Here is a 9,024-nt window from a genome sequence, read left to right as displayed (position 1 = left end):
ACGGCCGTTAAGCCCTGCCGCGCCAATGGTACTGCCAGCAGGCGGAAGCGTAGGTCCTCGCCTCCTCTTTTTTTTCCCCACGGCCCTCCGCCTCACACGCGGAGGGCCGTTTGTATTGGGGACGGGCCCGAGACCAACCCGGCCGTTGAGATTGCTGCTTCTGTTGTTTCAGGCACTATGATTGTTGCGCCACGCTGAGTGACTAATCTGAGGCAATGGAGAAAATTACTAACGTAAAGAGTGGATCTGCCGTACTATTCCTGGTTGTTTGTAAGATCCATTACCTCAAAATATAAACATCAGAATAGGGAAGTTGAGCCTGACCGGGTGCATGGTTGCTGATTCATGCATATCCTTAGGGAATCCCAATCAATTTTGCCTGGTTCTTTTTGTTTATTACTATATATGAGAGGATCCGTTGGGTTTTGGGATAACCAATTCCTTAATTTCGTAATAATACTATTGTGCTTCCCTTTTCTGGCGGGGTCTGTAAGTTCGTTAAAAAATAGCATTGGGACATGACAATCCATGGGTTAAAACCAGTGCTGAGTAGCTCAAAAACTCAGTTGAGACCGTGTCTGAATTTCGGCTGTCAGATCTTCTGGTCAACCTGCTCCGCATAATTTTCATACCATTCGCTGAAGGTATTCTCCTGAATACGCCGCCGCATTTCACGCATCAGCCAGAGGTAGAAGGTAAGATTGTGCAGGGTAGCCAGTTGCAGGCCCAGAATTTCGTTATTTCTAAACAGATGGTGGATATACGCCATGGTATATTTTTGGCAAAGATCAGATGGGAAGTCGGGATCAAAATGTTGATGATGATTTTTCCACTTGGCGTTGTTGATGTTAATAATACCCTGCCGTGTAAAAAGCTGACCATTTCTGGCATTTCTGGTAGGTAATACACAATCAAACATGTCGATCCCCCGTGCAACACAATGCAGCAGGTTGGCCGGTTTCCCTACTCCCATCAGGTAGCGGGGCTTATCCCTCGGTAGATCATCAGTATTATGATCGGTCATCTCGTACATCAGACCGGTGGGTTCCCCCACGCTTAATCCCCCGATGGCTATGCCGTCAAAACCCTGGTCTGCCATAAATTGGGCAGATTCTTTTCTCAAATCTTTATAGGTACCTCCCTGTACGATACCAAATTGAAACTGTTTGTGCCCGTATAGAGGCTCTGTATCTAGAAAAGCTTTTTTGCCGCGTTCTGCCCATCTGTGGGTCAGCTCCATTGATTCTTTGGCATAATCTTTATCACAGGGATAGGGAGGACATTCATCCAAAATCATCATTATATCTGACCCGAGAATACGTTGGATTTTGACCACATTTTCCGGGCTGAACAGATGCTCGGAACCGTCATGGTGGCTTTTAAAGCGAGCGCCCTCCTCGGTGAGTTCCCGGTTGTCAGAAAGAGAGTAGACCTGGTACCCTCCTGAATCGGTCAATATGGGGCGGTCCCAGTTCATAAATTGATGCAATCCACCGGCTCCAGATATGATATCACAGCCGGGCCTTAGATACAGGTGGTAAGTATTTCCGAGTATAACGGGGGCGTCAATTTTGTCTGTTAATTCGTCCTGTTGAACCGCCTTGACTGTACCAAGTGTTCCGACCGGCATAAAAACCGGAGTCTCAATGGTACCGTGGTCTGTCTGAAGGGTTCCGGTACGCGCCTTGGTACGAGAATCTGTTTTTGATAATGTAAACACAATTTTTATTTAGTAATCTAATTGTTAGAAATCTATTTTATAGCAGTGGAGTTTGGCAAGGTACTGTACAAATTGGATCTGATAATAACATTATTTAAGAATGAAGTTAACTGTTTTCAGTTGAAAATATTTCTACAGGCAAGTTATCTGCTGACGGCAGTGAGCATGTCTACAGGTGTACATGCAGAAAAATGATAACCATGAAAATATTTTCTTAAATTGGGCACATTTGATAACAGGAAGGTTCAGCAGCGAGTGATAGATGAAGAGTGAGTCCCTGGTCATTATACCGACATATAATGAGGCACATAATATTGGGCGGCTAATTGAGGAACTCATGGCATTAGGGGAACCTGTGGATGTACTGGTAATCGATGATGGTTCACCTGATGGTACGGCAGCAGCGGTAAAAGAGGCTCAATCCCAGTTTGGCGAACGGGTACATTTAATTGAACGCAGTGGTAAATTGGGACTGGGTACCGCCTACGTGCGTGGATTTCAGTATGCACTGGAGAAAAACTATACCTATGTGTGCGAAATGGATGCGGATTTTTCGCATAGTCCGAATGATGTACCAAAGCTGATTGAAGAAGTAAAACAGGGCAATGCCGATGTTGTGATCGGATCACGTTACGCAAATGGTATAAGTATCATAAATTGGCCCTTGCCACGACTTATCTTATCATATTCCGCAAATTTATATGCCAGGTTTATAACCGGGTTGCCTATCTTTGATACGACTGCCGGCTTTAAATGTATTCATCGGCGGGTGCTGGAGACCATTTCTGTCGATAAAATGCGCTCAAACGGGTATGCGTTTCAAATTGAAATACACTTCAGGGCGTGGCGAGCTGGTTTCAAGCTTAAAGAGGTTTCCATCATATTCAAAGAGCGGGAAGAGGGAGTTTCAAAAATGTCAAAAGGTATTGTATGGGAGGCAATTTGGCGGGTCTGGTCTTTAAAGATCCAAAGTCTGCTGGGTAAGCTGTAGTTGTCAAAGCATCCAGCGGACACAATTGAATATGTTTTTTAAGAGGGCTTTTCAAAACTCTCAATTCTTCGTTCTTAGGGAGTTCTACTCCCGTTTAAAAGTCAACAAGGTGGTGGTACAATCACCTCCCAACAAAATAGTAGGTTCTGCAAAAGGTCCCTTCAAGTCGTTTACGGAATATAGTGCCTGCCGAAAGTGAACCTGTAAGCGGAGTACACATATTCCTTTTTTCCTTAAACTCTCCATCGAAGTTTGTATATTTGGTGACTAAATTAGCAAATATTTCAAGTCAGCATTATGCAATATTTAGATTTTGAACAACCGATAGCCGATTTGGAAAAAAAAATAAAAGAGCTTACCGAACTCACCATCGCCGATGATGATGTGCTCAAGCCCGAGATTAATCGTCTTAAAGGCCGGGTTGAGGAACTGCGTGAGTCGATTTTTTCCAATTTGACCCGGTGGCAGCGGGTACAGCTTGCACGTCATCCGGATCGTCCGTATACCCTCGACTATATTTTTAAGATTACAGAACATTTTGTTGAACTGCATGGCGACCGCTACCAGGGAGATGACAAGGCGATTGTGGGAGGGTTGGCTACCCTGGAGGGACAATCTGTGATGATAATGGGCCACCAGAAAGGGCGCGATACGGAGAGCCGAAAATATCGGAGATTTGGAATGGCGAACCCGGAGGGATATCGAAAAGCCTATCGGCTGATGAAGCTGGCTGAAAAGTTTAATATTCCGATCATCACCCTTTTAGACACGCCGGGTGCCTATCCCGGACTTGAGGCCGAAGAGCGCGGGCAGGCAGAAGCGATTGCCAAAAATCTTAAAATGATGGCAACGCTCAAAGTTCCGGTTGTTACGGTAGTTATTGGAGAGGGAGCCAGTGGCGGTGCCATTGGAATAGGAATGGGGAATGAGGTATATATGATGGAAAATACCTGGTACTCCGTAATCTCTCCCGAATCATGTTCTTCCATCTTGTGGAAAACGTGGGATTACAAAGAACAGGCTGCAGCCGTGCTCAAACTGACGGCGGAAGATTTAAAAGAGATGGATGTCATTGACGGCATAATCGAGGAACCGCTGGGAGGAGCCCACCGGGACCCCGAGGCCTCGGCAGCCGCAGTAAAGGAACAGCTGCTTGAGTCGTTGGAGCGTCTCAAAAAGATAGATGCCCACCAGCTGGTAGAGAACCGGATCCAGAAATACTCGTCGATGGGAGAGGTAAGGAAACAAACGGAATCAACCGCTAACACATAAAAAGTGCTGCCTTCACAAGCTCCCATTTTTTCGTATACCTGCAGCCTGCGCAGCCGATATGCTGAAACCGACAAGATGGGCTACGTGTATTACGGGCGCTACCTGGAATATTTTGAAGTGGCACGAACCGAGATGATTCGGAGCCTTGGTATGCCGTACAGCGAGCTGGAGGATGAAGGTGTGATGCTGCCGGTCGTGAAAACACAGGTGGAATACAAGGCACCGATCTATTACGATGAGCTGATGACCATTCATGTACACCTCTATTCGATACCGGCAGTAAAGCTGGAAACCTATTATGAAATTTCCACTGAACGGCGGAATCAACCCCATGCGGTCGGTAGCGTGGTGCTCTGTTTTATGAGAGCACATAACCGCAAACCCTGCCGGGCTCCCGGGCCATTTATCGAGGGCTTAAAAGAGGCAATTCAACAGAGCTAAATGAATATACCCGGCCTAAAATATAATCGGTCGTTATACCTGGGGGTTGCGGGGCTTTGCCTGTTGTTGGTGGTTGCGGCAAGTGGGCCGGGACTGCTGGGCAACGCGGAATTTTGGTTAAACAGCTGGCAGCACCAAGCATTTAGAACGCTCTGTCATCAGGATCCCACCCGGTCATTTTGGATCAACGGTACTCCCATGGCGGTGTGTGCCCGGTGTTTTGGAATTTACGCAGCCTTTACATTTTTTTGGCTTGCCATCCCGCTGATCGGCAATCCGCGGTTTATTATCCCGGTAAATCCCGGCCGATTACTGATGATCGCGATAGCGCTTAATGGGGCAGATGTAGTTGGAAATCTGCTCGGATTTTGGCAAAATACAGCGTTCACCCGATCGGTGATGGGAGCGCTTATCGGGAGTATGGCTGTTCTAATATTGGCCGATGAATTTCTGAAAACTAACGACGAAACAGAAAGGGACGCATATGGATTCAAAGAACTCATTTGACAATGCCGCTCAGCAGAGCAGTGAGGCCCCGGCCTACTGGAACTCTGTCGGAATTGCATCTGTACTGTTCGGCATCGTGGCATTTGTACTTTCGCTGGTAACGGTCTACGTCACGATCAATGCTGAACCGACCGGTTCTTTTTTTTCTCCCTCACAGTTGATCAGCCTGGTGGGCTGTCTGGTGGGAGCGTTCGGAGGAATGGTAGCTGTCTGGCACTACACCCGGGAGCACGATATCGCTGTTAAACTGGGAAAAGGAGCCCTTGTCGGTTTCCTGACCGGGGTCGGAATTACGCTTGTAAGCGCGGTGTTGAATCAATTATGGCTGGTGGTTGATCCGGACATGACCCAGAAAATGATAGAAAGCACCGTGGCAAATTTTGAGGCGATGGACCTGCCCGAAGAACAAAAACAGCAGATGATCGATTCCACCGTTGAGGCGATGCGAGGTCAGCATAATATCGGATCGCAGATACTCTGGGGTATTCCGATGTACGGTATCCTGAATCTTATAACCGGCATGATTGGTGCCAAAGCGTTTGGGAAAGAAGAAGATAAATTGCTCTAATCCGAAAAAAATTACATGGATCTGAACCAGGAAAACAATTTTATCTCTTCGGGAAATGGCCCGTCGATCTCTTCATGGGCCGAGCGCAACGGGTTTGACGACTGGGTACTGGCCCTGTTTTGGATCGTTATTGCGTTTATCCTGTTCCAGATTTCGGCCGGAATTGTGGCTGCTACCCTGTATTTTGTGCGTGAGGGAATCCAGGCACAGCCCAACCCGCAGGAGATTATTCAGGCATTCCAGGAGAACCTGGATCTGCTTTTTATCGGTAACTCGTTTGGGCAGATCGTTTTCCTGGGGGCGGCCACCTGGCTTTTTAGTCGCCTTCATACCACAAAACGTGATCAGCCTGTATTTCTGAGGTTCCAGGCATTTGACAAAACTCCGAAGATGCTGGCACTGACTGCCGTGCTGATAGTAGCTGCCCAACCTATTATCTGGTTTCTGTCATGGATTAATATCCAGTTGCCGGTTCCGGAATATTTTGAATCGATGCAGAACACCCAGCTGCAGCTGATTGAACAGTTCTTGAGGAGCGATCACAATATGATGCTGACCCTGTTCCACATCGGACTGGTTCCGGCCGTGTGCGAGGAGATCCTTTATCGCGGATACACCCTCCGGGCGTTCGAAAAAAGCTGGGGGATCTGGACCGCAATTATTGTGTCCGGATTTCTGTTTGGACTCTACCACCTGCAGTTGACGAACCTGCTGCCGCTGGCGTTTATAGGGATTGTTCTGGCTTATGTAACCTACGTTTCGGAGAGTATCTATCCCGCCATGCTGGCACATCTCATAAATAACGGGGGCAGCGTGCTTGTCGCCTCTTACTATCCCGACTCTTCGATAGCGGAGATGACACCGGAGTCGATGCCGCCTGCCTGGGCGTTGACATTCGGAATAGTGATCTCGGCCTGGATTATAAATTATATGTATCAACACAGGCAACAAACTCAAGGAGGTACGACCGATGTTTGATGGCCCAAAACCAAGTGATATCAACAACTGGGTGTGTATCCTGGAACGGAGCACCGAATATGAAGTGGAGCTGGTAAAGGGATATCTCTCGAACCGGAATATCCCCTCGAATATCTTGTCAAAAAGAGACTCTGCCTACAGCCTGACGGTCGGCGAAACCGCTCTCGTATATCTTTATGTTCCGCAGGAGTACGAGGAAGAGGCTCGAGAGGCACTGGAAGAGCTGGATGAACAGGACTTTGAAGATCTGGACGACTCCTCATCGTGAGTGAACTGGCCAAGCGAATACTTGTCTCGGTACCCGCCGCTGCCTTGTTTCTTTATATAACCTGGGTGGGAGGGTGGTATTTCAAGCTTCTGATGATCGCCATTGGACTGCTCGTGGTAAAGGAGTCGATCGGACTCTTTAGAGCCTCACGGCAGGCGCCCAATCCCTATTTTCCCTATTCGCTGGGGCTGTGGATTTTGCTGCTCCCGGAGCTTCCCCATGCATTTCAGATCGGGCTTGCCCTGTTGCTGATTTTTATACTCCTGCAGCTGGCCAAACCGATTGATGAAAATATACGCACGCTCGGTTCTTCCCTTTTTGCAGGTCTGTATGGTCCTGTCGGCATTTTAACGTTTATAAATATTCGGTTCCTGTCGAGCCCTGAACAGGGATTTATGCTCACGCTGGCGCTCCTGCTGATGGTCTGGGGAAACGACATATTTGCCTATTTTGGTGGAAAAGCATTTGGGAAACACCGGATGGCGCCCTCTATTAGTCCCAAGAAAACATGGGAGGGCTTCGGGGCCGGAATTTTGGGAGCCCTTGCAGGCTTCGCCATCTGCAGCTACATGATTCCCCTGCCTCTCCACTTGACACTGTCCCAGGGCCTTCCGGCGGTCGTTCTGGTAAGTATATTTGGCCCTGTCGGCGATCTTACCGCCAGCAAGCTAAAACGAGCCGGCCACGTAAAAGATACATCATCCGCCCTGCCCGGTCATGGCGGTTTTTTTGACCGCTTTGATGCCCTGATTTTGTCGGCACCGGTTTTTTACCTGTATCTGTACGGGCTTAAAGTATTTGGGTATGCCTCATTTTGAACTTGAGTACCAGGTAGCAGAGCTTCGGCTGCAGCAGGTCTTTACCATAGCACGCGGGTCAAAGCCTTCGGTCCGGAATGTGTTTGTCAGGCTCCATGCCGATGGACTCACGGGATATGGAGAAGCCGCACCCAACCGCCGGTATGATGAGACCGATGTTGACGTGGTCAACTTTCTGGAAGCGTTGCCCGATGATTTTTTTGATTCGGTTGATAATGTCATGCAACTTAGTGAGCGGATCGATGTACACGTTAGCCGAGGTTCCCCTCCCAAACAAGTTAGATCCGCCCGGGTGGCCATAGAGATGGCATACCTTGACTGGTGGGCTAAAAAACGGGATCTGCCTTTATGGAAGCTCTGGGGGGCTGCCGACCGAACAGGTCCGGTCACGACCTTTACCATCGGGCTGGATGAGCTGGACGTGATGCAGCAAAAAGTGGAAGAGGCAGCCGATTACCCGGTCCTTAAAGTGAAGCTGGGTACCTGCCGCGACCGCCAGATTATTGAAGCGCTTCGCAGGGTTACCGATAAGCCGCTGCGCGTGGATGCCAACGAGGGCTGGAAAACGCTGGAAGAAGCGAAAGCCATTATCGGTTTTCTGGCTGGGCAGGGCATCGACATGGTGGAACAGCCGATGCCGGCCCGCTGTTTTGAAGAGATGACAGAACTTAAAAAGTACTCCCCGATTCCGTTGTGCGCCGACGAAAGCTTTGAGGGAAGAGAAAATCTCCGGAACCTCTCCCGCGCCTTTGATGTCATCAATATAAAACTGATGAAAACCGGAAGCCTGGTAAAGTCAAAACAGCTAATTGAACTAGCCAAAAAGGTTGGGCTGGAAGTCATGATCGGGTGTATGATCGAGAGCTCGCTGGCCAACAGTGCGGGAGCTCTGCTCAGCTTGTGGGCTGATTATGCGGATCTGGATGGCCACCTGCTGATAAGGGATGACCCGTTCGAGGGACTAAAACTGGATAAAGAAAAGAGAATTTTGGTATCGAATGATCCGGGCCTGGGAGTTAAAGCGGTTACTGAACTGTGAGATCGGGCGATGCGTCCTCACTTAAAAAAACTAACTGCTCTCCTTCTGTCATTTCCCTGTTAGCAGACATAATCTCGCACTAATTGAAACTATACGTTACGGGCGTTGTTCAGCTGTTCCACTCAACTATATCCTCATTCTACGCCGGCACAGAGCTCATCGATATTTTCCTGTAGTTCAAGCGTGTGGTGCAGCGGTGCCGGGTAAAAAGATTCCTGACGGTAGTCAACCCTGATGATGCGGTTGCCAATTTTCTTCAGATCATTTTTCAGTAGGGCCATCTTAATTCGAAGCTGATCCCGATATTAAAATTTGTGCATTAAATACCACTAGTGTCCGGTTTAAACTCATTGGTACTCAATGAGTTATGGAATGAAGCGGTAAAATCTGTGAGATATTTTTCAAAATATGGTGTTTAAACA

The 9,024-nt window shown here is 48.2% G+C and carries 11 protein-coding genes; 9 read left to right on the top strand and 2 right to left on the bottom strand.

What is annotated here, in order from left to right:
• Positions 1-592: 592 nt before the first annotated feature.
• Positions 593-1,723 carry a tRNA guanosine(34) transglycosylase Tgt gene (gene tgt, locus ACG2F4_RS18845; RefSeq protein WP_395262498.1) on the bottom strand — a complete coding sequence of 377 codons (1,131 nt, stop codon included), beginning with the start codon at positions 1,721-1,723 and terminating at the stop codon, positions 593-595.
• Between the two features lie 259 nt (positions 1,724-1,982).
• Between tgt and ACG2F4_RS18840 the strand changes: the two genes are divergently transcribed.
• The 9 genes from ACG2F4_RS18840 (at position 1,983) to ACG2F4_RS18800 (ending at position 8,602) form a co-directional block, all read left to right on the top strand.
• A complete protein-coding gene (locus ACG2F4_RS18840) occupies positions 1,983-2,711 on the top strand; it encodes a polyprenol monophosphomannose synthase (RefSeq protein WP_395262497.1) in 729 nt (242 codons plus the stop codon).
• 297 nt (positions 2,712-3,008) lie between these two features.
• Positions 3,009-3,983, top strand: coding sequence for an acetyl-CoA carboxylase carboxyltransferase subunit alpha (locus ACG2F4_RS18835; RefSeq protein WP_395262496.1), 975 nt, complete (start codon positions 3,009-3,011; stop codon positions 3,981-3,983).
• 3 nt (positions 3,984-3,986) lie between these two features.
• The gene (locus ACG2F4_RS18830; RefSeq protein WP_395262495.1) at positions 3,987-4,424 is read left to right on the top strand and encodes an acyl-CoA thioesterase; all 438 of its coding nucleotides are present in this window, start codon (positions 3,987-3,989) and stop codon (positions 4,422-4,424) included.
• A complete protein-coding gene (locus ACG2F4_RS18825) occupies positions 4,425-4,931 on the top strand; it encodes a DUF2085 domain-containing protein (RefSeq protein ID WP_395262494.1) in 507 nt (168 codons plus the stop codon).
• The gene (locus tag ACG2F4_RS18820; protein ID WP_395262493.1) at positions 4,909-5,499 is read left to right on the top strand and encodes a DUF4199 family protein; all 591 of its coding nucleotides are present in this window, start codon (positions 4,909-4,911) and stop codon (positions 5,497-5,499) included. The genes ACG2F4_RS18825 and ACG2F4_RS18820 overlap by 23 nt, the downstream gene beginning before the upstream one ends.
• A gap of 15 nt (positions 5,500-5,514) precedes the next feature.
• Positions 5,515-6,477 carry a lysostaphin resistance A-like protein gene (locus tag ACG2F4_RS18815; protein WP_395262492.1) on the top strand — a complete coding sequence of 321 codons (963 nt, stop codon included), beginning with the start codon at positions 5,515-5,517 and terminating at the stop codon, positions 6,475-6,477.
• Positions 6,470-6,745 carry a putative signal transducing protein gene (locus ACG2F4_RS18810; protein WP_395262491.1) on the top strand — a complete coding sequence of 92 codons (276 nt, stop codon included), beginning with the start codon at positions 6,470-6,472 and terminating at the stop codon, positions 6,743-6,745. The genes ACG2F4_RS18815 and ACG2F4_RS18810 overlap by 8 nt, the downstream gene beginning before the upstream one ends.
• Positions 6,742-7,563, top strand: a complete 822-nt coding sequence (locus ACG2F4_RS18805; protein WP_395262490.1) for a phosphatidate cytidylyltransferase — start codon at positions 6,742-6,744, stop codon at positions 7,561-7,563. The genes ACG2F4_RS18810 and ACG2F4_RS18805 overlap by 4 nt, the downstream gene beginning before the upstream one ends.
• Positions 7,550-8,602 (top strand): dipeptide epimerase, encoded by a 1,053-nt coding sequence (locus tag ACG2F4_RS18800; protein ID WP_395262489.1) that lies wholly within the window; start codon positions 7,550-7,552, stop codon positions 8,600-8,602. Before ACG2F4_RS18805 ends, ACG2F4_RS18800 begins: the two co-directional genes overlap by 14 nt.
• Positions 8,603-8,736: 134 nt before the next feature.
• On the opposite strand, the gene ACG2F4_RS18795 is transcribed toward ACG2F4_RS18800, so the two are convergent.
• Entirely contained in the window at positions 8,737-8,883 is a 147-nt protein-coding gene (locus tag ACG2F4_RS18795; protein WP_395262488.1) for a hypothetical protein, read from the bottom strand.
• Between the last annotated feature and the right edge of the window lie 141 nt (positions 8,884-9,024).

This window comes from Halalkalibaculum sp. DA3122, assembly GCF_043951865.1.
Lineage (GTDB): Bacteria > Bacteroidota > Rhodothermia > Balneolales > Balneolaceae > JAMQKA01.
Note: the sequence above shows the minus strand (reverse complement) of the source record. Positions and strands in the feature narration are given on the sequence as shown.

Coding starts and splice junctions, on each gene's coding strand:
- ACG2F4_RS18840 (WP_395262497.1), top strand. CDS start 1,983: ATGAAGAGTGAGTCCCTGGTCATTATACCGACATATAATGAGGCACAT.
- ACG2F4_RS18835 (WP_395262496.1), top strand. CDS start 3,009: ATGCAATATTTAGATTTTGAACAACCGATAGCCGATTTGGAAAAAAAA.
- ACG2F4_RS18825 (WP_395262494.1), top strand. CDS start 4,425: ATGAATATACCCGGCCTAAAATATAATCGGTCGTTATACCTGGGGGTT.
- ACG2F4_RS18810 (WP_395262491.1), top strand. CDS start 6,470: ATGTTTGATGGCCCAAAACCAAGTGATATCAACAACTGGGTGTGTATC.
- ACG2F4_RS18820 (WP_395262493.1), top strand. CDS start 4,909: ATGGATTCAAAGAACTCATTTGACAATGCCGCTCAGCAGAGCAGTGAG.
- ACG2F4_RS18815 (WP_395262492.1), top strand. CDS start 5,515: ATGGATCTGAACCAGGAAAACAATTTTATCTCTTCGGGAAATGGCCCG.
- ACG2F4_RS18795 (WP_395262488.1), bottom strand. CDS start 8,883: ATGGCCCTACTGAAAAATGATCTGAAGAAAATTGGCAACCGCATCATC.
- ACG2F4_RS18800 (WP_395262489.1), top strand. CDS start 7,550: ATGCCTCATTTTGAACTTGAGTACCAGGTAGCAGAGCTTCGGCTGCAG.